This window comes from Paenibacillus sp. NPDC056579, assembly GCF_042793215.1.
Classification (GTDB): domain Bacteria; phylum Bacillota; class Bacilli; order Paenibacillales; family NBRC-103111; genus Paenibacillus_S.
Genome location: NZ_JBHTVD010000009.1, coordinates 61,563 through 87,102 on the forward strand (window position 1 = coordinate 61,563; position 25,540 = coordinate 87,102).

Genomic DNA, 25,540 nt, shown 5'->3' on the forward strand with positions numbered 1-25,540 from the left:
GGGGTATTTGTATTATGTTGAAAATCGCCATGATTGGCGCAGGAAGCATCGGTTTTACCCGCAGGCTCGTAATGGATATTTTGGCTGTTGAAGAATTTCGGAATGCGCAATTTCGTTTCATGGATATTGACGAGGAAAACCTTCGAATGGCGACGAATCTGTGCCGCCATATGATCGAGAGCCACTCGCTTCCGGCGACGATTGTTCCGACGACCAATCAGAGAGAAGCGATTGCCGGAGCGGACTACGTGTTCTGTACCGCCCGCGTAGGCGGACTTGAGGCGTTTCGCCACGACATTGAAATCCCGCTCCGCTACGGCGTCGACCAATGCGTAGGGGATACATTGGGACCTGGCGGCGTTTTCTTCGCGCTGCGCACGATCCCTGTGCTGCTCGACATCGCTCGCGACATGCGTGAGACAGCGCCCGATGCGCTGCTGCTCAACTACTCGAACCCGATGGCGATGAATACGTGGGCTGTCCGCCGCGCCGGCGGCATCCGCGTCGTAGGCTTGTGCCACGGCGTACAGCACAGCCATTCGCTGATCGCCAAGGCACTCGGCCTGCCTAAGGCAGAGGTCGATTATACGGCTGCGGGCATCAATCATCAAACCTGGTTCGTCCAAGTCTCGCATAAGGGACGCAGCGTGCTGCAGGATATTCTCCCTGCGATGGAGAAGCACACGGATATCGCTGCCAAGGAGCCGTGCCGTATCGATGTGCTTCGCCGTTTCGGTTATTTTTCTACCGAGTCGAACGGTCATTTAAGCGAATATTTACCATGGTACCGCAAGCTGCCGGAACAGACAGCAAAGTGGATTTATCCCAATACATGGATCGGCGGGGAGACCGGAGGCTACCTGAACCATTGCCTCAGCCGAGGAGATGAATACAAGGAGAACTATCCGAAGTGGTTGAACGGCGAACTTGAATCGATCCGGCTCGGTGAACGCTCCGAGGAGCACGGATCGTATATCTTGGAGGCGCTGGAAACCGGACGGGTGTACCGGGGGCATTTCAATATCGAAAATCGCGGCTTGATCACGAATCTGCCGGACGAGTGCACGATTGAGATCCCTTGCTACGTCGACCGCAACGGAATACAGCCGACCTTCGTCGGCGCGCTGCCGTTGGCTTGCGCCGCCACGTGCCGAGCCAGCATCAGCGTGCAGGAAATGGCTGTCGAGGCGGCGCTGACCGGCAATCGCGAGCTGGTGAAGCAAGCGATTTTACACGACCCTCTCACGGCCGCCGTCTGCACGACGGATCAGGTATGGCGCATGTGCGACGACATGTTCGAGGCTCTCAGCCCTTGGCTGCCGCAGTTCAACGGCGGCAGCCGGACGTGGAACGATATCCCGCAGCCTGTCTAATGCTGTAATTGCAGCTTCCAATGGAAATGGACGGCTCAAGGAAATACAACGACCGAAAGAAGGCTCCTCCGCAATGGTGCGGGAGAGCCTTCTTCCTCATGAACCCGTCCCTTCACCTGAAGCTGTGGGACAAGGCGATCATTGTCAGCAGACCGGCGATAAAAGCGAACGTGGCAGGTCTCTCATGCCCGTCGCCGTGACTCTCGGGAATAAGCTCTTTGTATACGATGAACAGCATCGCTCCCGCCGCAAAGGCAAGCCCGTACGGGACGATCCCGGAGACGCGGGAGGTGAAATGATAGCCGGCCATGCAAGCTATCAGCTCCACAAGCGCCGTACCGAAGGAGAACGCGATTGCCTTCCATCTCCCGACTCCATGAGAAAGGAGGAACAGAGCGATAAGAAACCCTTCCGGCACATTTTGCAGGCCGATGGCAAACGATACGAGCGGACCTAGATCCGGATGATCGCTTGCGTAGCTGACCCCGACCGACAAGCCTTCCGGCAGATTGTGCAGCCCCATCGCTATGAGAAAAAACAACGACTTCTCATTCATCCTGTCCGTTCTGGGAGTATGGGACGGCTCTGCGTGCGGAATCCACTTTTCCATGACGGTCAAGACGGCGGTTCCCGCCAATATCCCGATCGTTAGCACCGGCAAGCTGGACAGCTTCAAGGCGGATGGTATGAGGCTGTAGGTGGAAGCAGCCACCATAATGCCGGCAGTATAGGCAAGCAAGCTGTCGCGCCCCCGGTGCGATACATGCTTGAACAGCAGCGCCGGAATAGCCCCGAGCAGCGTGCATAACGATGCGATAAGACAACTAAAGGCTATGTCATTCATAGGACCTCCATAGGACTGAGAAGTATACGCCTCTTTACCATCCTATGTACAAGCCCGTAAAAAATGACCCTTCAGCAGCGGGCGACTCGGCTATCTGAGAGTCTGGAGTCGAACGTCAGTCGACAGTCTAGTTTCACGCATCAAAGCCGTCTTACTTCCACCGCGTGATCAGAAAGCCTCCGGCGATAACGGCAAGGCCGAGGAAGGTTTTCCATGTCGGAATTTCTTTCAAAAAAATATACCCTATCACCACGCACACCAGCATCTCCAAGCATTTGGACATCAGCAGCGTGATGGTCAAATTGCCGAGCGCACGGTAACCGTTCTGAATGCCGAAGCCGATCATAAGGTTAGCGGCGAATATTAATGGAAGCAGCTTCAGCTGATACCAGAATGTAGGCCAAAATACAGGCTCGATATATTTGCCTTGATAGGAAAATATCCCGTTGATAAGAAACAGTCCGCCAAGCAGCAGCCCTGCTGCATATACAGCTACCATCCCTACTCCTCCTTATGTCATCTGCATGTTTCCTTTCTTGCACATTAATGTTTCCCAAATCCAACTTTTTAAAAAGGCTCCGCTTACCGTTCACATGCACAATCCTCTTTTGTGGCTGTTCAAAGCCGAGCGTTTTTATGATAAAAAAAGGGACCGACCCGTTAAGGGCGATCCCATTGTAAGCAGCTATGAACATGTCTTTCATGCGAACCCGTAATACCGCAATCGGTATCCGAGACCGTTTCTTAACGGAAATCCGGTGGAATACGGCGGGCAACGTCCGTTGCGATAGCAGCCTCAATCACTGCATGGCGCACGTTTTTCACGACCTGATCGTTAAAAATACTCGGAATGATGTACGATTCGTTCAGCTCGGCGTCGGTAACTACCGATGCGATAGCCCGTGCAGCCGCGAGCTTCATCTCTTCGTTGATCCGGCGTGCCCGGCAATCCAGCGCTCCGCGGAAAATGCCCGGGAAGCACAGCACGTTGTTGATCTGGTTCGGGAAGTCGCTTCGTCCTGTCGCCATCACTCGAACGTACGGCTGAGCTACTTCCGGATCGATCTCCGGCTGCGGATTGGCAAGGGCGAACACGATAGGGTCTTCCGCCATCGCTTGAACATGATGCACCTTCAACAGTCCGGCACGGGATACGCCGATGAATACGTCCGCTCCGTGAATGACCGTATCCAGCGTCCCCGGCGTATCTTCCACTTGCGGCTGCTGAGCAAGCCATTGCCACATCGGCTGCTCGTAAGTTCCGCCGCGGACAATCGCTCCGTCACGGTCTACAGGTACAAGGCGGCCGACTCCTGCAGCAAGCAGCATTTTGCAGACGGATACTCCCGCAGCGCCAATGCCGTTTACGACAACGCGGATCGATTCGATCGGCTTGTTTACGACTTTCAGCGCGTTCAGCAAGCCTGCCATCATCACTACCGCGGTTCCGTGCTGGTCATCGTGGAATACCGGAATGTCGAGCTCCTTCTCCAGTCTCGTTTCAATCTCGAAGCAGCGAGGGGAGCTGATATCCTCCAGATTAATGCCTCCGAACACAGGGCTTATCGCCTTGATCGTACGAATAATTTCTTCCGTATCCTTCGTATCGAGGCAGATCGGGAAAGCATCGACATCCGCCAGCTGCTTGAACAGCATAGCCTTCCCTTCCATAACCGGTGCGGATGCCAAAGCGCCAATGTCGCCAAGGCCCAGTACAGCGGTTCCGTCCGATATAACTGCTACCGTGTTACGCTTAATTGTAAGGGAGTACGCTTTGTTCGGATTCTCATGAATCGCCGTGCACACGCGCGCAACACCCGGTGTATAGACGCGGGACAAGTCGTCCCGGTTTTTGATCGGCATGCTTGGAGTGACAGAGATTTTTCCTCCGAGATGGGCGAGGAACGTCCGGTCGGATACGTTGATCAGCTTGGTTCCCGCCAATTCCTTAATTCCTTCCACCACTTGCGCTTCGGCGGAATCCTGCACGTCGACGGTGATATCGCGGACAGACGTTTCCTTGCCGACGCGGATTACGTCGATGGAGGTAACATCCCCCCCGGCACGGCTGATAGCCGCCGCTACATCACCGAAAGTGACTTGTCCATTGGTCAATTCTACCCTGAGGATGATACTTGTATTTGCCATTGAATGAACCTCCTAATAAGTTCGATATGATGAACTTGTTTCCAAATTCTGAACCCCAATGTATTTCACATCATATCACGCACCGTTTTGCAATTGCAATAACGATTTTTTATCCGCTTTCATATACCTAACATGACAATCACATGCAATTCTTGGCGATTCGTCGCTAACGAATCGCCTTTTTTAACATTTCCTCGTCCATTGCACCTTGATGCTTTTTCCGAATAATTCCATTCTCATCCAACGTATAGGTGGCCGGATAGGCTGCTACTTGATAGGTTTTCCCGACCTGCCCATCCGCATCCAGTACAACAGGAAACGTGAGCCCCCAATGGTTCACGAACGATTCCACTATCGAACTGTTCAGCTCCGTATGAGTAGCGTCCACGGACAGAATGACCACATTGTTGTCCTTTTGCTGGCTGTAGAACTGCTGCATGATCGGCATTTCAATCCGGCATGGGGGACACCAGGTCGCCCAGAAGTTGATCAGCACTTTTTTGCCGCGGAAGTCCGACAGCTTCACCTTCTGTCCATCCAAGGTAAGCAATTCAAAGTCCGGAGCGCGCTGGCCGATCCCAATACCGACAGGAGTCCCTTCGGCATCCTGCGCCACCGCGCCGGCCGATTTCTCCCATGTACTCATCGCCAAGGAACTAAGCAGCGCATGCGCGATCACGAATGATATGAATACAGCGTGCATCGTTTTGCGTCCCGCCTGAGGCTCGCGGATCCACCAAAGCACTATCGTCGCAATACCGATGGCAACAGCGGCTCCATTGGTTACAGCATGACCGTCCTGAACGACAGCAGCGAGCAACCGATACGTTGTATAACCGGCTATTATAGAGATAAGCCATGCATCTATATAAACGGCTTTGTAAGGGGATTTGCGATCCTTATACCAGACATAGCCTGCCGCCAGCAGAACGGCAATCCAGGCTCCCTTGCTTCCGCCGCTATAATACAAGAGCGTCATCGGGTTATCGATAACCCCTTGCGGATTAAACAAGACTATACTAAGCTTCCAAACCAGCAGCCAGATCAGCACCACTTCAAATGCCCTGTCATAGCTTGACCCGGCGGGTAATGCATTTTGCAGACGAAATCTCATCACAGCGTATCCGACAGCGATTGCCGCCACGATAATTAGCATGCTGCTTGTCAAAACAAACGGACCGAACGTCCATGCATTCATGCGGTACCTCCTACCAACTATCTTATGTTTATTGTGAATCGGTTGCATGGACATGTCAAACTAAGATCTTTTTGCACACCAATAGAACAATCTTATAGGCCTCATAAGCCCGCTACACCTAACATATCGAGTAAGCTATACGCGTATTGTTCGAACTTCGCTCACGAGTATTCTATACCCATGTATGGTATAATGAATCATAATAAAGTTTTTTTCACGGAGGTATACCATGAAATTGCGTCTGGCCCCGCTATTCGGCCTTGTAGCTCTAACGGTTGTTGTTTCGGCCTGCAGCTCCCCTGCCAACCAAGCAGCGTCCTCCTCATCGCACGCAGCTCACCAGCAGCATGCTCCCAACGGCGATTTGCAAGAAACGACTGCAAGCATTACGAAGCTCCCTTCCTTCCTTGACAAGCAGCGTCCGGAGATCAAGCAAGCGTACCAGATCGCGGCATCGGTTGTCGATGTGCTTCAATGGGTTCCATGCTACTGCGGCTGCGGCGAGAGCGCCAATCATCTCAGCAACAAGAACTGTTTTATCAAAGAAGTCAAAGAAGACGGCTCCGTCGTATGGGACGATCATGGAACCCGGTGCGGCGTCTGTATGGAAATTGCGGTGACTGCAGCCAGAATGAAGAAAGACGGCAAATCGAATAAGGAAATTCGCGACTTTGTCGATCAAACCTACAAGAAAGGCTATGCCAAGCCCACCCTCACTCCGATGCCAGCTTGATACGGCTATAGCTTCAAACGACACAAGGCGATGGAAGCCGCTCCGGCTCTCATCGCCTTGTTCTTTTCTTCCCCTTGGCTGCAAGCCAAAGCTCACTCATCTCCCTGTTCATAGTAAGCTGGGCAGGACGATCGTACATACCGTCCCCTTGCCTTCCTCGCTCGTAACAGTAAGATCACCCTTATGCAGATCTACGATCTTCTTTACGATAGCCAAGCCTAGACCGCTGCCGCCTACTTTATCCGTTCTGGACCGGTCCGCTTTATAAAACTGGTGAAAAATCATCGACAGCTCCGCCGCCGGGATTCCAATCCCGGTGTCTTGAATCGTGACGATGACGCGGTTTACTTCCGCTTGCAGTCGGATCGCAATCGTTCCTCCATCCGGTGTGAATTTGATGCTGTTTCCGATCAAATTGACCCATACCTGACTTAGCAGATCCGTGTCGCCCTCTATCACCGTCTTGGGCAGCTCCAAATCCAGCTGCAGCTGCTTGGCGTTCCACTGCGGCTCGCATACGACAACGATATGTCGAATTTGTTCATCCAAACGATACGCTGTTTTACGAAACGGATGATGCTCCGATGTAAGCGAGGCCAGCTTCAGCAAATTATCGCTCAACCGGGACAGCCTTTCGCTTTCCGATTGAATGATGTCCAAATAGTACAGCCGCTCCGCCTCCGGCATCGAATCGGTTCTCAACGCTTTCGTGAAGCCGATGATCGAAGTGAGCGGCGTTTGAATTTCATGCGAGACGTTCGAGACAAAATCCTGCCTCATCTGCTCCAGCTGCTGCAGCTCCACTGTCATTTCATTAAAGCTTTGGGCCAAAATTCCGATCTCATCGTTGCGCTTCATATTCAGCCGAATGTCGAAGTTCCCTTTGGCCAGCTTTCGGGTCGCTTTGGTCAGCTGGTTCAGCGGATTAACCAGGTATCTCGCAGCCACTGCCATAACCAGACCGCCAATCAAAAGAACGACAGACAGATTTATCTGTATCGTGCGCCTGATCTCATTGCTGATTTCCAAATAGTTCGGCTGGATGAACAACGCATACGTGCGGTCTCCCTGTTTCATCGGATAGCCCATGAGCCAGGCGGGAAGCTCGTGATTGTCGTGCTGGACAAACACCTCGTACCGGCCTCCCGCAATGACAAGCGCGATGTTCTCTTGTGTCACCCCTGGAGGGATCAGCGAGCCGGATAGCCGTTGGCCGTCTGCACCGTACAAGCTGATATAAGACGATTTCATCTCGGCAAACCGCCGCAGCATCTCCCCCCACCGAGCCGGATCCGCCTCAGACAGCATAGCCGTTATATGCTCTGCCGAGCTGTTCGTATCCTGCTGCATCCAGTCCTGCATCTGCTGCTCGAACATCCGGTTCGTGAGGATCATTGCTCCCATTAAACCGATGAGAACTGCAAGAATGAAAGTGATTACGAGACGAACATAGAGCGATTTCATCTTGCTTCCTCCAGCCGATAGCCGAGTCCGCGGATTGTGCTGATCTTGAAGCCGGCGGAAGATTCCGGGAATCGTTCGCGAAGTCTTTTAATATGCACATCTACCGTCCGCTCGTCGCCCTCGTAATCGATGCCCCATATTTGCTGAATCAGCTGCTCCCTCGTAAAAATTTGCCCGGGATAGCTCGCCAGCTTGAACAGCAGCTCGAATTCCTTTAGCGGAACATAGACGGTCTCGTCATCCAGCTTCGCCTCATGCCCCGAATGATTCAAATGAACGTTCCCGATCTGCACAAGATGCGAGCTTGCGATCTTATACCGTTTGAGCAGCGCACGAACCCGAAGAACCAGCTCGACCGGATCGAATGGTTTCACCAAATAATCGTCGGTCCCGAGCTGATACCCTTTCACCTTCTGCCCCGTCTCTCCTTTAGCCGTCACCATCAGAACGGGAATATCGTAATGCTGCTTGATCGTCTGGCACAGCTCCCAGCCGTCCATCTCGGGCATCATAATATCGAGTACGACAAGGTCGATGTGGCCGGCCTCCAGCTTCCCCCATGCCTCCTTGCCGTTATAAGCTTCTTCAGTGGCGAAGCCTTCCTTTTGCAAAAATAACGTGATCAGCTTAACGATATGCTTATCGTCGTCTACGACCAGTATTTGGGCCAAGGCAGCAACCCCCTATCGTTTCCTGTCGTGCCTTAGTATACCCGGTTTTGGTAAAATACAGGTCCGATTGCCTTCCTCCCTACACAAAAAAGACTTCGTCTTAAGACGAAGTCTTGCTTGTCGAGAAACTCATATATTCAGATTTCCCATGAGGTCAGGTAGGGGTATCTCTCGGAGGAGCGTGAGCGTCCGCCTTTGAAAATCGTGAAAATACCACTAAATTTGATCAAAATTCACGAGTTTCAACAGCGGCCGGAGAGTGATCCCCTACCGGTGTATTATGGGAAATCTCTGACTCTGGGAGTTCCCCGACAATCTATCTCGGTCTTAAGACGAAGTCTTACAGCCCGAATATGGCATCTATCATAGGCTTTGTATCCCCGCCCGGATACATGATGTACAGCAGGACATAGACTACGACACCGGTTGGTGCCGTCAACAGCCACATCACCGCAGTCCAGCGCCCGATTTTCTTATGCTTCGCAAACCGCTTGTTAAAAGCGTGCAGCAAAGTAACGATCCCAAACACGCCGGCTACCGTTGCCAATGTGATATGGAAAAATAGAAAAATATGATAAGCCAGCTTCAGCGATTCCGGCCCGCCAAACGTCGTATTCCCTACAAAGATCGTCCTCGAAGCGTAAATCAGGAAAAACGCCAGAGCAAAGCCGGCTCCCCATAGCATCAGCTTCTCATGCCCTTTACGGTTCCCTTTCAAGATCTGAGCCCAACCGAAGGCTACAAAGATCGCACTGATGACGATAAAACTAGTGCTGATCGTAGGCAATATATGCATTGTTGCTCCACCCCATTATGAATAGTCAAGCCCGGTTTGCATTGATCTGCGAATGTGCATACTCCAATTCTTCTTCTTCGTCTTTCTTCCGTTCCATGCGATACCACCGGAAGAAGGTGTAAGCCAGTGCAGCACCGTAGACGATTTCTTGAACGATCTTCATGATAACCCCGCCCAGCTGCTGATCGTTCAATACCGACATAAACAAGTACGATTCGGGTACATCCATATAATTGGCGTACAGCGGTTTACCGGCAAAAATAATCAACGCACACGCCGGCGTCAGCAAAATACCGTTAATAAAGATGTAAGCCATCTTCCACAGCTCCGAAATTTTATTAAATTCCGGAAGCGGACAAAATACAGGGAACCACATCTGGAAAGCCGCTATCAGGAAGATGGTATTGTAGACCTCATGCAGCAGCGGGTTAGCCATCAGGGTATCCATAATCATCGGTATATGATAAAAGGAGAAAACCAGGTTAAATACGAACAACGAGCACATAGGAGCTGTCCATATTTTCATGAACATTTGGGCGGCTTTCCCCTTAAACAGCGGTCGGATAAGCCAACCCGGCGTTCCGAGCAGAAACAACGGCGGCATGATAAGATACAGTACCGATTGCTGAAACATATGGGCACTGAAGCTGTAATGGTGCGCGTAGTAGTAGAGAGGGCTTCCCTCCGCCACATAGAACAAAAACAACCCGGTGTAAAAATAAAACTGCTTCTTCAGAGATACAGGCGCCGATTCTGCAAATCGATGCCGATGGCGGTGTATTGCCGCTCCATACAACCACCCGACAACGATAAGAACAAGCACCAGACCCGGACTCCACAACGATGCGAAATCAGCGACTCCCCCGTGTCCCGAATGACCCAATGTTCCCGTTGGATCCGTATTCATGCTGATCTCTCCTTTCTTGGCTACATAAGAATCCTCTATTTGTTACTAATTTGTGAAAAATAGCGCATACATAGATAGACTAAATCCCTGACATTAAGCATAACCTACAATTCCATTCATTAAACAAGCTGTTCCCTTATGGTAAGAAAAAAGAGGGGCTTTCATCTAACAAAAGCCGCCCCTTCTCTCTCTATTACCACCAAACCCAATATACGGCTGCTGCGACTGCAGTCAGGGCGACTAACGCCCCGAAGATCAAACCAGCGATCGGGAAAAGATGACCTTTATCTTTCATGTGCATCCAATATGCAAGCTGGAAAATCGATTGTACCAATGCCAAACCGACCAGGAACATGATCAGGAACGCTCTGTCCAGACCGCCGTACAATACGGCAGCGAACGCCAGAATGGTCAAAAGAATCGAAACGATATAGGACAAGTAATGGTTCCTTGGGCCTTCAAGCTTGTGACGATTGCCCGCAGACGAAGTATGCTGTTGACTGCTCATTTACGGTCCCACCTTCCCCATCAAGTACACTACGGTGAAGATAAATACCCAAACTACGTCGATAAAGTGCCAATACAAACCGGCTACATAAAACTTCGGTGCCGTAACAACCGTGAGTCCTTTTTTCACAGAGCTGATCATCAGCAAGGTGATCCAGAGAACCCCGAACGCAACGTGCGCTCCGTGGAAACCGACTAACGTATAGAATGAAGTGGCAAATGCACTCTTCGAGAACACATGGCCTTCATGTACATACTCGAAAAACTCGTAAACCTCCAAGCCCAAGAAGCCCAAGCCTAGAACAACCGTAACACCCATCCACAAGAGAACCTTGTTAAGCTGGCCACGGTGCAATGCCATGGTTGCAAATACGCTCGTCAATGAGCTTGTGAGCAAGATAAGTGTAGCCAAGCCGACCATGCCAAGCTGGAAAATCTCTTGCCCTGTAGGTCCGTCAGGAACCTGATTGCGAAGGGCGATAAACGAAGCGAACAACGTTCCGAACAACACGCACTCTCCGCCAAGGAAGAGCCAGAAGCCCAAAACTTTATTTTTACCTTCCAGCGTTGCCGTTTCTGCGTGAGGTGGCAAGGCACCGCCTACTTCATGATGTGCACTCATGCCTTAACCCCCTTATCATTAAGCTCTTCCGGTTCGATATGGTAGCCTTTGTCGTCGTATACCGATCTAAGCAGCATACATACCAACATCGCACCCAAACCGATAGCAACTACTACGTACTTATGGTACATAAATCCGTAACCGGCAATGAAGAAGCCGAGGGACATAACAAACGGTAAAATCGATGGAGACGGCATGTGAATCGAACCAACCGGCTCGGCAGGGGTCATCTCCTTGTTGCCTGCCATCTTCTCTTTCCACAATGGATCCAAACCGCGAACCAGTGGAGTTTGTTTAAAGTTGTACTCTGGCGGAGGAGATGGGATAGCCCACTCCAATGTACGTCCATCCCACGGATCCGCAGGAGCAGTCTTAGGCGAACGCGCTGTAGCAATAATATTGATGATAAATACAATCGTACCGACACCCATCAGGAAAGCACCGATGGTACTGATAAAGTTACCTTCTTCCAGTCCAACGTTCGGCTGATATGTAAATACCCGGCGAGGCATCCCCATCAATCCCAAGAAGTGCTGCGGGAAGAATGTCATATGGAAACCGACAAAGAATGTCCAGAAGTGAATTTTACCCAAAGTTTCGTTCAGCATGCGGCCGAACATTTTTGGCCACCAGTAGTAAGCGCCTGCGAAAAGACCAAGTACCAGACCGCCTACGATAACGTAGTGGAAATGCGCAACGACGAAATACGTATCATGATATTGATAGTCCGCTGGAGGTACTGCAAGCATAACCCCTGTCGTACCACCCATAACGAACGTTGGAATAAACGCCGTTGCAAAGGTGTTTGCCGTGGAGAACGTAATTTGACCGCCCCAAAGCGTAAACAGCCAGTTAAAGATTTTAACCCCGGTAGGTACGGCAATCGCCATGGTGGCTATCGAGAATATCGCATTACCTACAGGACCGATACCTGTTGTAAACATGTGGTGAACCCAAACCATGAAGCCCAAGAAACCGATCAACGCTGTTGCAAATACCATGGAGCTGTAACCGAACAGACGCTTTTTGGAGAATGTACTTACAATCTCCGAGATAATACCGAAAGCCGGCAAAATCAAGATATATACTTCAGGGTGACCGAAGATCCAGAAGATGTGCTCCCACAGAACCGGGTTACCGCCTTTGGATACTTCAAAGAATGCCCCTTCGAACAAACGGTCGAACATCAATTGAACCAAACCTACCGTGATGGCAGGGAAAGCGAACAAAATCAATGCGGAAGTGATGAATGCAGTCCATGTAAAGAGCGGCATTCTCATGTAAGTCATACCAGGAGCACGCATGTTGATGATCGTAACCAGGAAGTTAATACCCCCGATCAGCGTACCCAAACCGGCGATCTGCAAGCCTAATACGTAGAAGTCAACTCCATGATACGCAGACGTAGAGTCAACGATCGAGGAAAGCGGTGCATAAGCCGTCCAGCCTGCTGCCGGAGCTCCGCCCAAGAACCAGCTCGTATTCAGGAGAACCCCCCCGAAGAAAAACAGCCAAAAGCCTAACGCATTCACGAAAGGGAATGCAACGTCGCGCGCTCCGATTTGAAGAGGAACAATCGCATTCATGAAAGCAAAGATAATCGGCATCGCCGCCAAGAAAATCATCGTTGTTCCATGCATTGTAGTCAAAGCGTTGAATGTATCGCCGATGAAAATTTTCGAATCAGGATACATCAATTGAATCCGGATCAGGATTGCTTCAAGACCGCCGAGCAGGAAGAACAAACCGCCTGCAAGCATATACAAAATACCGATCTTTTTGTGGTCAACGGTTGTCAACCAATCCATGATTCCACTGTAATGCTTTACTTTGTGAGAGTCAGCCAACGTATTTACCTCCTTGTTCCAAGATGTTCGTTACTTCAGTGCGTTCAAATATTTAATCAAATCGTTGATTTGATCATCTTTCAAAGGAACCTGCGGCATTTTGTTGCCCGGCTTCATCGCTTGCGGATCTTGGATCCATTTCTTCAAGCTTTCATTATCGTGCGGCAAAATACCCGCTACCATTTCACGCGACGCAAATCCGTTCAAGTTCGGCCCGAAACCAAGACCTTGTGCGTTAACCGCGTGACAGGACAGACAGTTTTCTTTAAAGATTTGCTCACCGTTCTTAGCATCTGCCGGAATTGCTGCAGGCGCCTTCATTTTATCTACCCACTTGGAGAAATCCGCTTCGGATTTAGATATTACTTTAAAGTCCATCAACGCATGGGACGCACCGCACAACTCGGCACACTTACCCATAAACGTATCGGCTTCATCAGCCTCAAGGTAGAACACGTTAGTCATACCAACGTTCGTATCTTGTTTACCGCCCAGGGAAGGAACCCAGAACGAGTGGATTACGTCTGCAGACGTAATTTCAAACGCAATCTTTTTACCCGTAGGAATAACCAGATCTTGCGCTGTGGAAATACCCAGGCTTGGATATTCGAACTGCCACCAGAATTGGTGAGCGGTTACTTTTACATGAATTGCATCTTTGTTTTCAATGTGGTTCTCAGACAGCTTGACTGTATAGCTAACGGTAGGAACCGCCAAAATGAGCAGCAATACAATCGGAATAACTGTCCAGATAACCTCCAGTGTGTGGCTGCCTTCCACTTGCTTCGGAATAATATCTTTATCGCCTTTTTTCTTCCGGAAGCGAAACAGTACGTAAATGTAGATTGCAAATACAACCACGACAACCAAGACCATGATTCCCAAGCTCAGCTTCATCAAGAACAGCTGATCTCTGGCAACCGGACCTCTTGGCCTTAAGGCGGAAATCGTATCGTCTCCACACCCCGTCAGAAGCAACATCATCAACCCGAAAAGAGGGATGAAACGCCACAGATTTTGCCATCGATTCATCTTATCAATCCCACCTCTAAAGCTAATATTTTTCGAACAAAAGGTCACATATTGTCAATGAACCTAATCACCATATTAACTATAATTTCGTACCACTTTTTTGTCAATGAATCTAGAGAAGTTCACAAATTGTTCTTAATCCTGTGATTTTATTGACTTTTCCCTTTTGTCTCTCTTGTTTTATTTCCATAAATCAGCGCTTTTATGCATGAAATCACCTTTTGTCGAATACGCATATTTCTTGCGATTTAACGGATTCTATATATATAGAAGAAACACGTCATTAACGACGTCTTATGTCTTTTCAGTTTTCTCAATTGAACCCCAAACTTATGCTTCGTCCGGAATTTTTCTTCAAATCCCTTACAGGGACGCTAGTCGGAAAGTCTAATGGTACCAATCAACAAGGAGGTCACGGCTATCATGGTCAAAATGAAAACTTCATGGGCGATCCTATGTACAAGCTCCATGCTGCTGCTTGGCGGATGCTTTCCTACGTACGATTACAACAGCGCCAATAACTACGGCAGTAAACGCGACGAGCCGAAGCAAGATACATCGAGAGCTTATCAAACGCAGCAGCAGTATGCGATCGTATCCCATAACCATTCGACGCTGGACATGAATCAGTTTTTGTCCGATCAGGTGGCGGCCATGGACGGGGTGAACAGCGCCATAGTCATGATGGCCGACAATACGGCTTATGTCGCGATAACAATTGATAAAACGGCCACAGGCACTAAAAGCGGTGCTGCAAGAAACGAAACGAACAATCAAGGTACGGTTCGCGGCTTGTACAGCCCTCATACGCCATTTACCGACTACAGAGATCCGAAGCAGCTGGCTACCGGAAGCAATTCTTACGACACGGTCATGAAGCACGAGCATATTAGTCACCTGTTCAAGCAAAAAATTGCCGAGAAAATCCGCTCGCTGCAGCCGACCGTGGTCGACGTATATATTTCCGCCAACCGCGTCTATATTAATGAAATGAACCGGTTCGCTCAGGAAGCGTGGAAAGGTCAGGATCTCAAGCAGTATTTGCCGCAGTTCGACGCCTTGTCGGAGCAGGTATTCGGTACTCAGCCGACCCACCCTACAAGCACCGAATAAATACCGTCAAAATGAACCCTGAGAATCGCTTCATATTATATATGAAGAAACTCGGGGTTTTTCTGTTGGTTGTACTGTTGAAACGGTTAGGAAAAATCGGTGCTTTGTTTCTTTTTCCTCCCGCATCCTGTAGAATGCAGGTAACAGCCAGAAGCTGAAACGATACATAATGATGAATGAACTGGAAGATAAGGAGACAATCTATAATGAATTCGAATTTGTTTGCCGCATTAGGCGTGAGTGATGAATTAGCGGAAGCCTTGAACAAGCACGGCTATACGGAACCTACTCCCATCCAGCAGCAGGCCATCCCCGTTGTCATCGCCGGTGAGGACGTCATTGCACAGGCACAAACGGGAACAGGCAAAACGCTGGCTTTTGTCCTGCCGATTTTGGAGCGAATTGATGCCCGGAAAAATTACACGCAAGCTCTCATCGTAACTCCGACCCGTGAGCTGGCTATCCAGATTGCCGGAGAAGTACAGAAATGGGCGCCGATCAAAGGTATCCGCGTTCTTGCCGCTTACGGCGGACAAGATGTGGAACGGCAGCTGAAAAAGCTTGAGGGTACCGTACATATGATCATTGCTACACCCGGCCGTCTTCTGGATCATCTGCGCAGGGAAACGGTACAGCTGCAACGATTGTCCACTCTCGTTCTCGATGAAGCCGATCAAATGCTGCACATGGGCTTTCTTAATGAAGTCGAGGAAATCATTATCCAGACTTCGCCCAAAAGACAAACGCTGCTCTTCTCAGCGACGATGCCGGGCCCGATTCGGAATTTGGCCAAAAGCTACATGAGGAACCCTCAAGAAATCAAGGTGAAATCCAAGCAAGTGACCTTGACGGAAATCGAGCAGATTGCCGTAAAAACAACCGACCGCGGGAAGCAGGATGCGTTGTGCCGGCTGATCGACGAGTATCGGCCGTATCTCGCCATGATCTTTTGCCGGACCAAGCTTCGCGCCTCGAAGCTGAACGAAGCTTTGCAGGATCGCGGTTATGCGTCCGATGAGCTGCACGGCGACTTGACGCAGGCGAAGCGCGAGCAAGTAATGAAAAAATTCCGCGAGGCCAAAATTCAGCTGCTCGTAGCTACGGACATTGCCGCGCGCGGGCTCGACGTTGAAGGAATCACCCATGTGTTCAATTATGATATTCCGCATGATGTCGAAAGCTATATTCACCGGATCGGCCGGACGGGAAGAGCCGGGCAGCGCGGGATGGCCGTCACGATGGTCGCCCAGCGGGATCAAGGCACTCTGGAAGCAATCGAGAGAGGCATTCATGCGGAGCTGCCGCGGAGAACGTTCCGGGCGGACGGCGAGCTGAGCGTAGCGAGAACAAGCGGGCGGAGCAGCGCACGAGATGACGAGCGCAGCCATGATCGCGAGGAACAAGGGCAACGGCAAGCGCGACGCGGAGAGCAGCGCGGTCGGCGTGGCGCCGGACGCGCGGACGTCAAGCAAGTGCGAGGACGTGGAACTGCAAACGCGACGCGGGATGGCGGCGACTGGACTCAAGGGCGTGCTGAGCGCGATGGCGTCAAGCAAGATCGCGGACGCGGTACTGCAAGCGCGACGCGGGATGGCGGCGAATGGACTCAAGGGCGTGCTGAGCGCGATGGCGTCAAGCAAATGCGAGGACGCGGTGCGGCGGGCGCTGCGCGGGATGGCGGCGAATGGACGCAAGAGCGTGCAGGGCGTGTTGGTGCCAAGCAAGATCGCGGGCGCGGTGCGGCTGGCGCTGCGCGGGATGGCGGCGACTGGACGCAAGAGCGTGCAGGACGGGATGGTGCCAAGCAAGTGCGAGGACGCGGTGCGGCGGGCGCTGCTCGGGAAGGCGGCGACTGGACGCAAGAGCGTGCAGGACGGGATGGTGCCAAGCAAGTACGAGGACGCGGTGCGGCGGGCGCTGCTCGAGAGACCGGCGACTGGACGCCGGGGCGTGCGGGACGCGATGCTGCCAAGCCAGCGCGTGGACGCGGTGCGGCGGGCGCTGCTCGGGAAGGCGGCGACTGGACGCCGGGGCGTGCAGGACGCGATGCTGCCAAGCCAGCGCGCGGGCGCAGTGCGGACGGCGCAAGTCGAAGCGGAGGCGGACGCGGCGGTCAGTCGCAGCCTGGCAATCGCAGCGGACGGACGGACAACCGTGCCAAAGGCAACGGGCGCAACGATACCGGCGGGCGCGGGCGGCGCGGGCGATAACATTGCCCGTCCCCTGAATATGGACAAAACAGCTATTACACCACCTGCATGGAGAATCCGTCATAGCTTGCTAGAATCCGGATAACCCTTTACCTCCGCATGGAAAACATGTAAAATAAGGTATACGGTCAACGGCAAGGAACTTCCAAAACCAAGGAGGGGTTTCCATGTACGAACTACGAGACAAGGATTACATATTTGTTTTTACAGGACCTAACGGTGCCGGACGCAAGACAGTAGCCCAAATGTCAGGCGAGACACTTGGAATGAAACAAGTCATATCGTACACGACTCGTCCTCCCCGCTCCGCTGAGTTTAACGGACAGGATTACCATTTCGTTAGCCGGGATACTTTTCTTGAGGCAGAGCGCAACAATGAATTTGTCGAAGTCATTGAAATCGACGGCAACCGTTACGGCGTGAAGGAGAAGGACGTCGCCCATATGCTGCAAAAGTACGGCGCGATCTACCTGGTCTTGAACCGCTTCGGCGCGGAGGCGTTGAAGAAGACTTACGGCAACAAAGCCGTTCGCATCTTTATTCACGCCGACCTGAAGACGATCGTTAAGCGGGAAGAAGACCGCGGTGATTCTCCGGAACTGATCCAACGCTATACTTCCCACTATGATGAGGAAATGGCCTATAAAGATCAGTGCGAGCACGTATTCGAGAATATCGATTTGGCGCACACCGTATTCGATTTAACCAAAACATTGGACGATCATTATTTGCACCGCAATTTGGTGGATAAAGACTAAGCTTTATTCAACTTATAATGAAGCCGGACTTTAATAGAAGCACAAAGAGACCGATCCTCAGCGAGCGCTGAGACGGTCTTTTTTTCACAGCCGCAGCCCATTTACAGCATACAGAAAGGTAAGGTGCCTCACCTATGCATATTGTATCCATCGAACCGACTCCAAGTCCCAACAGCATGAAAGTCAATCTGAGCGAACGGCTGCCGGAAGGCATCCGGACAACCTATACGAGCGCTCAGGCAGCGAAGGCTCCTGCATTCATCCGCGATATCCTCGGCATTGAAGGGGTAAAAAGCGTTTATCACGCAGCTGATTTCATAGCGGTGGATCGTTCGCCCAAAGCCGATTGGCAGCCAATATTGCAAAAAATCGGCGAGCTTCTCGGAGGAGCCCCCGCAGCCGGCGGTGAAGGCGCTGCGGCGGCGAATACAGCCGAAGACGCGGTTCATTTCGGCGAAGTTCAGGTGCTGCTGCAGCACTTCCGCGGCATTCCGCTGCAGGTGCGTGTGCAAGCCGGAACCGAGCAGCAGCGGGCCGCCATGCCGGACCGGTTCAACGAAGCGGCCGTCAGAGCCGCAGCCGCCTCCCCTAACCTGATCAAAGAGCGTTCGCTCGAGGATTGGGGGATCCGGTACGGCGAGCTGAAAGAGGTGCTGGAGGAGGTCGTTCAGGAAGTCGACGCCACCTACGATGCAGCCCGGCTGGAGCAGCTCGTGCAGCAAGCGCAGCAGATGACCGGCTCCGTCCAGGGAGCCGCAGCCGTTCGCACGGCGGGACGCATCGTCTTGTCGCCGGATGAGCTTCACCAGCAGCTGGCCGACCTCGATTGGAAGAAGCGGTATGCGGCGCTGCAGCAGGTTAAGCCGTCAGCCGAAACGATGCCGTTGCTGATTACAGCGCTTCGCGATGAGCAATCATCGGTGCGTCGGCTGGCTTGCGTATACATCGGCGATTTGAAGGAAGAAGCCGATGTGCTCCCTTACCTGTTCGAAGCGATGCAGGACCCGTCGGCCTCTGTCCGTCGAACAGCGGGCGATACGTTATCCGATATCGGCGATCCGCAGGCTACATCGGCTATGGCAAAAGCACTCAAGGATACGAACAAGCTCGTACGTTGGCGCGCAGCCCGTTTCCTCTACGAGGTAGGGCTGGACGAAGCGCTGCCGGAGCTGCGCGCTGCCGAGAACGATCCGGAATTTGAAGTACGGATGCAGATCAAAATGGCGATTGAGCGGATCGAAGGCGGCCATGCCGCCGAAGGCTCCGTCTGGCAGCAAATGACGCGGCGCTCCCAGCAATAACCGGGAGCAAGCGCTTAGTCAGCTCAGCGTCTCGCCGTGCTGCAAAATGCGGAGCGCCTGCTCCGGCAGCTGCCGCCGCGTCCACTCGGCGGTCAGCCGGTCCAGCGCCTCCTTCGGCGTATCGTCGGCGAGGCGGAACGCCCCGTAGTGCATGGGGATGAACATGTCCCCCTGCACGTCCAGGTATGCTTGCACCGCTTCCTCCGGCGTCACGTGCTGCGCGGACATGAACCATTCCGGCTCGTACGCGCCGATGGGCATCAAGGCATAGCGGATCGCGAACCGCTCGCCGATCCGCCGGAAGCCGGGGAAGTAGCCGCTATCCCCGGCAAAATAAACCGCCCAGCGCTCCTCTCCCTGCAGCGCGGGCTGAATAACCCAACCGCCCCAATGGGAGCGGTTGGTGTCAAGCAGCGTCCGGCGCGTCCAATGCTGCGCCGGGACAAAATGCAGCTCGAGTCCGCCGAGCTGCGCGTGCTCCCACCAGCTCAGCTCGGTCACGCGGGCGAAGCCTTTCGCCCGGAGCTTGCCGCTGAGCCCCGCGGGTACGAATAGCTGCGCTTGCCGGAAGGAGCGCAGCGTTCGCATGTCCATATGATCGTAATGACTGTGGGATAAGAGCACGGCATCAATCGGAGGCAGCTCCTCAAGGCGAAGGCCGGGAGCCGCCAGCCTTTTGGCAAAGCCCATCCGATCAGCCCAGACCGGGTCCGTCAGCAGGTTGATCCCGTTCATCTGAATCAGAAACGAGGAATGTCCGATCCATGTAATCGACGTCTCCGTCCGGTTACTGCGCAAAAAATCGATCCGTTTCGTTTCACAAGCCGGAACGGTGTACGATAAGTCCTTTATTTTTGCATTTCGTTCCTTCCTCCATTGGCGAAGCTGCTTGAAGCTTTTTAACGTCTTGACTCCGTCCATATTTTCGAACCTTTTATTGTCCATGCCGTCCCCCGCCTCCTTCCTTCCCTTACTAGACCAGTCACCTGTTCAGCTGGCTGTTCAGCGGTCCATCCATCAATCCATCAGCTATCCGTTCCACGATCCGGCCAGTACAAATCGCTCCCGACACTCAGACACGATCGGTCATAATGCGCTTGTACAGATTCATAGCAATATGCAGGAATCCTTCATCATTCGGGTGCAAATACGCATCGCCAAACAAAGAGGTCATATTCGGGATCAGCCGCTGACCGTCCACGAGCCTAGTATTAGGGTAAGCCGCACATACGTTTCGAATTGTATCGCTCAATGCTTCAAGCGAGCCCAACGGGCGGGACTGTATTTGATCCGCTCTCCAGAACGGCGTCAGAACATACATAGGAATATCAGAGTACAGCTTGTTCGCTTTGGCAAAAAACCGCGCGCACTGCTCCCGGAATGCTTCCATTGTCTGGTAGCGCCCCCAGTCGTTAGTGCCGTAGGCGACCGTAATGAGATCCGGCTTGTAAGGCAGCTCTTCATCCAAGCTGTCGGCGTCGAACACATACCCTCCTACCCCATGATTGAGCAGGTTCATCTCCAACGTCCGGGATAAGAGCACCGGATAAGTCGAGGATGGCTTTCTCGCATCCATTCCTTGCGTAATCGAATCGCCGATACAGAGCAGATTGCGGTCATACGGCTTTGCGGCCTCGACCACCGCTCCTTCAGACAATGTCAAGGAACGCAGAGTCAAGTTAGCGATTTGCGGCAAGTAAATCGTCCATCTCCGCTGCTTTACCGCGCCGTTCTGGTGGCCGTATTCCAAAGTCAGCTTGCCTTCGTCCTCCTCAAGCGATGGCGCGCCTTGGCTCGCGATCAGCACACCGTCGATAAACACGTCAAAAACAACCCATTTGCGGGCCGCCTCTCCCACTGTGTAACCCAGTTCTATCGATGCGGTATCCGATACAAAATCAAGACAAATCCCGGCCGGGCAGCCGCTGCGGATTTGATAGTTTTTTTGCCGCGCATACAGCTCCATTTGACGTTCGGTGAACCGGTGCACTGCGACGCCCTCTCCCGTTTGCTCCCATCGGATCGCGTTGCGAAACAGTTCTCCGTTCGACAGATCGATTGTACTCATTCAACCATTCCCCCAGGTTTCATTTGTGCTACAATAAATCTATTATACACACCATCAGGGAAGGAAAGGAAATGTACGATGGACGCTCCCTGCATTCTTATTTTTTCCGGCGGCAGCTTGGGGAAATGGTCTCTGGAAGCCATTAGCCCCGGAGATATTCTGGTAGGGGCCGACCGTGGGGCCTTGTTTTTGCTGCAGCACGGCTATATCCCTGACTTGGCGCTCGGCGATTTTGATTCGGTGACGGCCGACGAAGTGAAGCAGATTGAGAAAGGAAGCCGCAGCTTCATTAGCTGCGACCCGGTGATGAAGGATTGGACCGATACGGAGATGGCCTTCAACTGGGCGTTGGAGAGGAAGCCCTCAGAGATCGTCATGCTCGGAGTACTGGGATCGAGATGGGATCATTCGCTCGCTAACCTACATCTGCTGCGCAAAGGCTTGGAGGCCGGAGTTCCGTGCCGGATTGTCGATGCGCACAATCAAATCACCCTGCTCGACTCGAATTCGCCTCTAATGCTTGCGCGCAGCCGTTTCGCCAACGTATCGCTTCTGCCTTTAAGCCTGCAGGTGACGGGGATTACCCTCCAAGGCTTTCAATATCCGTTGAACGATGCTACCCTTACGCTAGGCCAATCCTTAGGGATTAGCAATGTGCTCCTTGAACCCCAAGGACGGATTGCGATAACGGACGGACTTTTGCTAGTGGTCCAGAGCAGCGATGCGGAGTAACATAGGTCCCTCATTTGAGGGGCTTTTTTTCATATGGAAAGTTTCCGTTTTATAAGCCCGAACCTTTTGTTAATATATGGTTATTGGTACATTCCAGTAATCGCTGTTAGGGAGGGAGCTTGTTGGAGCAATCAAAACAATCGATTTTAGGGTTATTGCGCGATCCCGTCTTTTTAAATTTTTTGAAATCGGTAAAAAAATACCGCTGGATCTACATCGGCGCCATCGCCACTCAGGTGACCATGACCGTCATCTCTCTGTTGTTTGCAGAGACAGGACGCCGTTTGTTCGACTATGCCCCGAATGTGCCCGCACAAGCTTTGATCCTCTTATTATCCTCTTTCGTCGGCCTCACTGCAGCGCGTATCGGGCTTCAATTCGGGAACGAATGGCTGCGCTCGTATTTGAACGAATCCGTCGTATACGAAATGCGCAGAAACATATTGAACCACCTGCAGCGCCTGCCTCTCGGCTTTCACGAGCAGAACCACAGCTCCAGCTCAGTCAATGTGATGCATCACGAGCTCGAAATTGTAAAGAACTTTCTCGTTGCCGACATCCAAAAGCTAATCGCCCTCCCCATATCGTTTATTATCGTGGGCGTGTACTTGTTGACGGTCCATCCGCTCCTTGGGTTGATAGCGTTTTCCATCGGTCCGCTTCAATTGATAAGCAATTTTGTATTAAAGCAAAAATTCATGGAAGCGACTCGTCTGCAAAACGAAGTGACCCGCAATGTGTTTTTTCAAATCGGCGAGACGCTGCAAGGGATCCGGGAAGTGAAGGCCAATCAATTGGAGCGGCATATTGATGACAGGATGGCGGATATCGAGCGAAAAGGCGTTGAGTACAACGTGTTGCTGACGAAGGTACGGTCAATCCGCAGCATTTGTAAAGATGCTCCCGGACAAATCGGTTATGTTCTCGGCCTTGGTGTCGGTGCCGTTATGATGGCTTCCGGGCATATCGGGGCGGGTGGACTGGTTGCGTTCATTTCCCTGCTCGATAAGGTCGCTGAGCCGTTCACGACGGTTGTTGAGGTCATTAATAATTTACAGCGCTTTATTTCGGGGGCTAGCCGGCTTCATCATGTCATGGGTTTACCTGAGGAGGATTTAGAGACGGGAATCCCTCTAGCGAAAAAGGCTCCGGAGATCACTTTCGACTCCGTCGATTTCTCGTATCAGGAGGAGCATCCGACCTTGCGGCAAATCTCCTTCACGATACCCGCCGGAGCGACCGTCGCCTTGGTAGGGCCGAGCGGTGCCGGGAAGAGCACCCTGCTGAAGCTGTTGTACCGGTTCTACGAGCCCTGGCAAGGTGTCATCAAGATCGACGGCATTCCTTTGCAGCAGTACTCCTTGACTTCTCTGCGCGATTCGATGGCACTCGTGTCACAAGACATCTATTTATTCGACTCCACAGCGGCTGACAATATATCGCTCGGAAGAGACGACATTCCGCGCGAACAGCTGGAACGGGCTGCCCGGCTGGCTCAAGCTCACGATTTTATTAGCAAAATGCCGGAAGGCTACGACACACGTTTGGGTGAGCGCGGCATCAAATTATCCCACGGACAAAAGCAGCGCGTCTCGATAGCTAGAGCCATTCTCCGGAACGCTCCCATCCTCATACTGGACGAACCGACATCCGCTCTCGACGTAGAGACCGAGGAATCGTTCCAGCGCGATTTGGGCGAGTGGGCCGAGCATTGTACGAAAATCATCATCGCCCACCGATTGTCCACCATACGCCAGGCGGATCTTGTTGTTTTTCTGGAGGATGGCACGATTCGGGAAATAGGCTCCCCCTCCGAGCTGCTCCGCCAAAACGGAAGATTCCGCAGCTATTGGGAGAAGCAATCACCGTACGAGTTTCAAGTCCGTTAAAAATAAAAAGCGGGACGGCATGTTATCACATGCTGCCCCGCTTTCTTGATATATCCGTCCCCGGTTGAAGCTCTTACGGACACTGGTTCCGTTATTACCACAAAAAGACCCAAAAACGTCTAGCGATCGGACCGTAGATCCGTTATTGTGGTATAATCCAAAGCTTTTACAGCAAAACGGCGCCAATAACGGACTCACGGTCCGATCAGTCCCTATTTTTGCAGGATTTCAAGCAAATAACGGATTTCCTGTCCGATCCGCCGCCATAGAGAGCAATCTGTTGCGCAGTCTGTTGGGCCGCCCTCTCTGCTGCTTCCTCAATCTCTTCCGAATTCCTTCTTCCATGGTTGGCGGGAATTTCTACGCTAGCATCCTATTATGCGCAGCTCCATATAGCTGCCGAACAGCGTCCAGTCCGTCATCATCCGAATCTTGGCCGTTCTCGCCTACCACGCGCTAATCCAATGAACCAAAGGAACTGCAATCGCAGCGATAAGCAGCGAAGGGAGCAAATTAGCGACGTTAATTTTGCGAAGCTCCAGCAGGTTGATGCCGATGCCCATAATCAAAATGCCGCCGACAGCGGTAATTTGCGTGATGATCTCGTTCAGCATGTCTTGCGCAAGCAAAGACGCGATTCCCGACGCCGCCAAGGCGATTGCCCCTTGATACAGGAATACGGCTACGGATGAGAACAGCACTCCGACCCCCATCGTCGAGGCAAAAATAATCGCGGTGAATCCGTCGAGCATCGCTTTCGTATACAAGATCTCGTGCTGGCCGCGCAGCCCGCCGTCCAAGGCGCCAAGGATTGCCATAGCGCCGACGCAGTAAATCAATGTCGTGTTGACGAAGCCGAACGCGATCCGGCCTTGCTTCTTCTCTCCACTCGCTTCTCCGCTGTCTGTATGGGAACGGTTCGCCGCTGCCGACTTCCCTGCACCGGTCAACGCATTTACGGCCCGCTCCAGCTGCTGTCCGAGCCGTTCCAGTCCTCGCTCTACCTGCAGCAGCTCGCCAAGAACGCCGCCCAATACCAAACTCGAAACGATCAGCAGAAAGTTGCTCGATTTCAATGTCATAGAAAAGCCGAGCGCAACCAACGCCATGCCGATCCCCTGCATCACCGTACTGCGAATGCCTTGACTCATTCGTTGAAGCACAAGCCCCAGCAGCCCTCCGATAATAATGGCCGCCGCATTAACAATAGTTCCCCACAATGCCATGCCGTCTATGAACCTCTCATTCTGTCATGTCGCTTTCCGTATCATATCATACCTGCTCTACTAGCGTGCAGTAGTCAATTTTGCCAGCAAAGCTCGTACAT

General features: G+C 52.2%; 23 protein-coding genes. 8 read left to right on the forward strand and 15 right to left on the reverse strand.

All coding sequences use genetic code 11. The annotated features are described in order from the left end of the window. Nucleotides 1–14 precede the first annotated feature (14 nt). Entirely contained in the window at nucleotides 15–1,373 is a 1,359-nt protein-coding gene (melA, locus tag ACFQ88_RS28600; RefSeq protein ID WP_379459536.1) for an alpha-glucosidase/alpha-galactosidase, read from the forward strand. A 112-nt stretch (nucleotides 1,374–1,485) separates the two neighbouring features. Here melA and ACFQ88_RS28605 read toward each other — a convergent pair whose 3' ends face one another. From ACFQ88_RS28605 to ACFQ88_RS28620, 4 genes are all read right to left on the reverse strand, one after another. Then, the gene (locus ACFQ88_RS28605) at nucleotides 1,486–2,217 is read right to left on the reverse strand and encodes a ZIP family metal transporter (RefSeq protein ID WP_379459538.1); all 732 of its coding nucleotides are present in this window, start codon (nucleotides 2,215–2,217) and stop codon (nucleotides 1,486–1,488) included. A gap of 151 nt (nucleotides 2,218–2,368) precedes the next feature. Continuing rightward, nucleotides 2,369–2,716 carry a hypothetical protein gene (locus ACFQ88_RS28610; RefSeq protein ID WP_239630171.1) on the reverse strand — a complete coding sequence of 116 codons (348 nt, stop codon included), beginning with the start codon at nucleotides 2,714–2,716 and terminating at the stop codon, nucleotides 2,369–2,371. A gap of 245 nt (nucleotides 2,717–2,961) precedes the next feature. Continuing rightward, nucleotides 2,962–4,365 carry an NAD-dependent malic enzyme gene (locus ACFQ88_RS28615; RefSeq protein ID WP_379459540.1) on the reverse strand — a complete coding sequence of 468 codons (1,404 nt, stop codon included), beginning with the start codon at nucleotides 4,363–4,365 and terminating at the stop codon, nucleotides 2,962–2,964. Between the two features lie 166 nt (nucleotides 4,366–4,531). Beyond that, entirely contained in the window at nucleotides 4,532–5,563 is a 1,032-nt protein-coding gene (locus ACFQ88_RS28620) for a redoxin domain-containing protein (protein ID WP_379459542.1), read from the reverse strand. A gap of 229 nt (nucleotides 5,564–5,792) precedes the next feature. Between ACFQ88_RS28620 and ACFQ88_RS28625 the strand changes: the two genes are divergently transcribed. After that, the gene (locus ACFQ88_RS28625; protein ID WP_379459544.1) at nucleotides 5,793–6,296 is read left to right on the forward strand and encodes a PCYCGC motif-containing (lipo)protein; all 504 of its coding nucleotides are present in this window, start codon (nucleotides 5,793–5,795) and stop codon (nucleotides 6,294–6,296) included. 108 nt (nucleotides 6,297–6,404) lie between these two features. Here ACFQ88_RS28625 and ACFQ88_RS28630 read toward each other — a convergent pair whose 3' ends face one another. The 8 genes from ACFQ88_RS28630 to coxB all read right to left on the reverse strand — a co-directional run bounded on the left by ACFQ88_RS28630 (nucleotide 6,405) and on the right by coxB (nucleotide 14,142). Further along, entirely contained in the window at nucleotides 6,405–7,760 is a 1,356-nt protein-coding gene (locus ACFQ88_RS28630; protein ID WP_379459546.1) for a sensor histidine kinase, read from the reverse strand. After that, nucleotides 7,757–8,431: a response regulator transcription factor gene (locus ACFQ88_RS28635; RefSeq protein ID WP_379459548.1), complete on the reverse strand. Its 675-nt coding sequence runs from the start codon at nucleotides 8,429–8,431 to the stop codon at nucleotides 7,757–7,759. Before ACFQ88_RS28635 ends, ACFQ88_RS28630 begins: the two co-directional genes overlap by 4 nt. 340 nt (nucleotides 8,432–8,771) lie before the next feature. Beyond that, nucleotides 8,772–9,227 carry a DUF420 domain-containing protein gene (locus tag ACFQ88_RS28640; RefSeq protein ID WP_379459550.1) on the reverse strand — a complete coding sequence of 152 codons (456 nt, stop codon included), beginning with the start codon at nucleotides 9,225–9,227 and terminating at the stop codon, nucleotides 8,772–8,774. A gap of 25 nt (nucleotides 9,228–9,252) precedes the next feature. Further along, nucleotides 9,253–10,134 (reverse strand): cytochrome c oxidase assembly protein, encoded by an 882-nt coding sequence (locus tag ACFQ88_RS28645; RefSeq protein ID WP_379459552.1) that lies wholly within the window; start codon nucleotides 10,132–10,134, stop codon nucleotides 9,253–9,255. A 193-nt stretch (nucleotides 10,135–10,327) separates the two neighbouring features. Next, nucleotides 10,328–10,642, reverse strand: coding sequence for a cytochrome C oxidase subunit IV family protein (locus ACFQ88_RS28650; protein WP_239630179.1), 315 nt, complete (start codon nucleotides 10,640–10,642; stop codon nucleotides 10,328–10,330). Then, on the reverse strand, nucleotides 10,643–11,263 hold the full coding sequence (locus tag ACFQ88_RS28655) for a cytochrome (ubi)quinol oxidase subunit III (protein ID WP_239630180.1): 621 nt from the start codon (nucleotides 11,261–11,263) through the stop codon (nucleotides 10,643–10,645). Then, the gene (gene ctaD / locus ACFQ88_RS28660) at nucleotides 11,260–13,071 is read right to left on the reverse strand and encodes a cytochrome c oxidase subunit I (protein ID WP_239635591.1); all 1,812 of its coding nucleotides are present in this window, start codon (nucleotides 13,069–13,071) and stop codon (nucleotides 11,260–11,262) included. Before ctaD ends, ACFQ88_RS28655 begins: the two co-directional genes overlap by 4 nt. A 69-nt stretch (nucleotides 13,072–13,140) precedes the next feature. Beyond that, entirely contained in the window at nucleotides 13,141–14,142 is a 1,002-nt protein-coding gene (gene coxB, locus ACFQ88_RS28665) for a cytochrome c oxidase subunit II (RefSeq protein ID WP_239630181.1), read from the reverse strand. Nucleotides 14,143–14,565: 423 nt separating this feature from the next. Between coxB and ACFQ88_RS28670 the strand changes: the two genes are divergently transcribed. The 4 genes from ACFQ88_RS28670 (at nucleotide 14,566) to ACFQ88_RS28685 (ending at nucleotide 19,524) form a co-directional block, all read left to right on the forward strand. After that, the gene (locus ACFQ88_RS28670) at nucleotides 14,566–15,255 is read left to right on the forward strand and encodes a hypothetical protein (RefSeq protein WP_379459555.1); all 690 of its coding nucleotides are present in this window, start codon (nucleotides 14,566–14,568) and stop codon (nucleotides 15,253–15,255) included. A 206-nt stretch (nucleotides 15,256–15,461) separates the two neighbouring features. Next, a complete protein-coding gene (locus ACFQ88_RS28675; protein ID WP_379459557.1) occupies nucleotides 15,462–17,465 on the forward strand; it encodes a DEAD/DEAH box helicase in 2,004 nt (667 codons plus the stop codon). Between the two features lie 167 nt (nucleotides 17,466–17,632). Continuing rightward, on the forward strand, nucleotides 17,633–18,223 hold the full coding sequence (locus ACFQ88_RS28680) for a guanylate kinase (RefSeq protein ID WP_239630183.1): 591 nt from the start codon (nucleotides 17,633–17,635) through the stop codon (nucleotides 18,221–18,223). A gap of 134 nt (nucleotides 18,224–18,357) precedes the next feature. After that, nucleotides 18,358–19,524, forward strand: coding sequence for a virulence factor (locus ACFQ88_RS28685; RefSeq protein WP_379459560.1), 1,167 nt, complete (start codon nucleotides 18,358–18,360; stop codon nucleotides 19,522–19,524). Between the two features lie 18 nt (nucleotides 19,525–19,542). Here the strand turns inward: ACFQ88_RS28685 and ACFQ88_RS28690 are convergent, their stop codons facing one another. Together ACFQ88_RS28690 and ACFQ88_RS28695 are read right to left on the reverse strand one after the other, a co-directional pair. Continuing rightward, nucleotides 19,543–20,469, reverse strand: a complete 927-nt coding sequence (locus ACFQ88_RS28690; RefSeq protein WP_379459562.1) for an MBL fold metallo-hydrolase — start codon at nucleotides 20,467–20,469, stop codon at nucleotides 19,543–19,545. A 127-nt stretch (nucleotides 20,470–20,596) separates the two neighbouring features. Next, nucleotides 20,597–21,592 (reverse strand): SGNH/GDSL hydrolase family protein, encoded by a 996-nt coding sequence (locus ACFQ88_RS28695; RefSeq protein ID WP_379459565.1) that lies wholly within the window; start codon nucleotides 21,590–21,592, stop codon nucleotides 20,597–20,599. A gap of 78 nt (nucleotides 21,593–21,670) precedes the next feature. On the opposite strand from ACFQ88_RS28695, the gene ACFQ88_RS28700 reads away from it, so the two are divergent. Further along, nucleotides 21,671–22,324, forward strand: coding sequence for a thiamine diphosphokinase (locus ACFQ88_RS28700; RefSeq protein ID WP_379459567.1), 654 nt, complete (start codon nucleotides 21,671–21,673; stop codon nucleotides 22,322–22,324). A gap of 122 nt (nucleotides 22,325–22,446) precedes the next feature. Further along, a complete protein-coding gene (locus ACFQ88_RS28705; protein WP_379459569.1) occupies nucleotides 22,447–24,213 on the forward strand; it encodes an ABC transporter ATP-binding protein in 1,767 nt (588 codons plus the stop codon). Between the two features lie 446 nt (nucleotides 24,214–24,659). Here ACFQ88_RS28705 and ACFQ88_RS28710 read toward each other — a convergent pair whose 3' ends face one another. Then, nucleotides 24,660–25,439, reverse strand: coding sequence for a DUF554 domain-containing protein (locus ACFQ88_RS28710; protein ID WP_379459571.1), 780 nt, complete (start codon nucleotides 25,437–25,439; stop codon nucleotides 24,660–24,662). Between the last annotated feature and the right edge of the window lie 101 nt (nucleotides 25,440–25,540).

What these genes read in the sequence shown, in the direction of transcription:
- melA (WP_379459536.1), top strand. Translation starts at nt 15, where the DNA reads ATGTTGAAAATCGCCATGATTGGCGCAGGAAGCATCGGTTTTACCCGC.
- ACFQ88_RS28605 (WP_379459538.1), bottom strand. Translation starts at nt 2,217, where the DNA reads ATGAATGACATAGCCTTTAGTTGTCTTATCGCATCGTTATGCACGCTG.
- ACFQ88_RS28610 (WP_239630171.1), bottom strand. Translation starts at nt 2,716, where the DNA reads ATGGTAGCTGTATATGCAGCAGGGCTGCTGCTTGGCGGACTGTTTCTT.
- ACFQ88_RS28615 (WP_379459540.1), bottom strand. Translation starts at nt 4,365, where the DNA reads ATGGCAAATACAAGTATCATCCTCAGGGTAGAATTGACCAATGGACAA.
- ACFQ88_RS28620 (WP_379459542.1), bottom strand. Translation starts at nt 5,563, where the DNA reads ATGAATGCATGGACGTTCGGTCCGTTTGTTTTGACAAGCAGCATGCTA.
- ACFQ88_RS28625 (WP_379459544.1), top strand. Translation starts at nt 5,793, where the DNA reads ATGAAATTGCGTCTGGCCCCGCTATTCGGCCTTGTAGCTCTAACGGTT.
- ACFQ88_RS28630 (WP_379459546.1), bottom strand. Translation starts at nt 7,760, where the DNA reads ATGAAATCGCTCTATGTTCGTCTCGTAATCACTTTCATTCTTGCAGTT.
- ACFQ88_RS28640 (WP_379459550.1), bottom strand. Translation starts at nt 9,227, where the DNA reads ATGCATATATTGCCTACGATCAGCACTAGTTTTATCGTCATCAGTGCG.
- ACFQ88_RS28645 (WP_379459552.1), bottom strand. Translation starts at nt 10,134, where the DNA reads ATGAATACGGATCCAACGGGAACATTGGGTCATTCGGGACACGGGGGA.
- ACFQ88_RS28650 (WP_239630179.1), bottom strand. Translation starts at nt 10,642, where the DNA reads ATGAGCAGTCAACAGCATACTTCGTCTGCGGGCAATCGTCACAAGCTT.
- ACFQ88_RS28655 (WP_239630180.1), bottom strand. Translation starts at nt 11,263, where the DNA reads ATGAGTGCACATCATGAAGTAGGCGGTGCCTTGCCACCTCACGCAGAA.
- ctaD (WP_239635591.1), bottom strand. Translation starts at nt 13,071, where the DNA reads ATGGATTGGTTGACAACCGTTGACCACAAAAAGATCGGTATTTTGTAT.
- coxB (WP_239630181.1), bottom strand. Translation starts at nt 14,142, where the DNA reads ATGAATCGATGGCAAAATCTGTGGCGTTTCATCCCTCTTTTCGGGTTG.
- ACFQ88_RS28670 (WP_379459555.1), top strand. Translation starts at nt 14,566, where the DNA reads ATGGTCAAAATGAAAACTTCATGGGCGATCCTATGTACAAGCTCCATG.
- ACFQ88_RS28675 (WP_379459557.1), top strand. Translation starts at nt 15,462, where the DNA reads ATGAATTCGAATTTGTTTGCCGCATTAGGCGTGAGTGATGAATTAGCG.
- ACFQ88_RS28680 (WP_239630183.1), top strand. Translation starts at nt 17,633, where the DNA reads ATGTACGAACTACGAGACAAGGATTACATATTTGTTTTTACAGGACCT.
- ACFQ88_RS28685 (WP_379459560.1), top strand. Translation starts at nt 18,358, where the DNA reads ATGCATATTGTATCCATCGAACCGACTCCAAGTCCCAACAGCATGAAA.
- ACFQ88_RS28690 (WP_379459562.1), bottom strand. Translation starts at nt 20,469, where the DNA reads ATGGACAATAAAAGGTTCGAAAATATGGACGGAGTCAAGACGTTAAAA.
- ACFQ88_RS28695 (WP_379459565.1), bottom strand. Translation starts at nt 21,592, where the DNA reads ATGAGTACAATCGATCTGTCGAACGGAGAACTGTTTCGCAACGCGATC.
- ACFQ88_RS28700 (WP_379459567.1), top strand. Translation starts at nt 21,671, where the DNA reads ATGGACGCTCCCTGCATTCTTATTTTTTCCGGCGGCAGCTTGGGGAAA.
- ACFQ88_RS28710 (WP_379459571.1), bottom strand. Translation starts at nt 25,439, where the DNA reads ATGGCATTGTGGGGAACTATTGTTAATGCGGCGGCCATTATTATCGGA.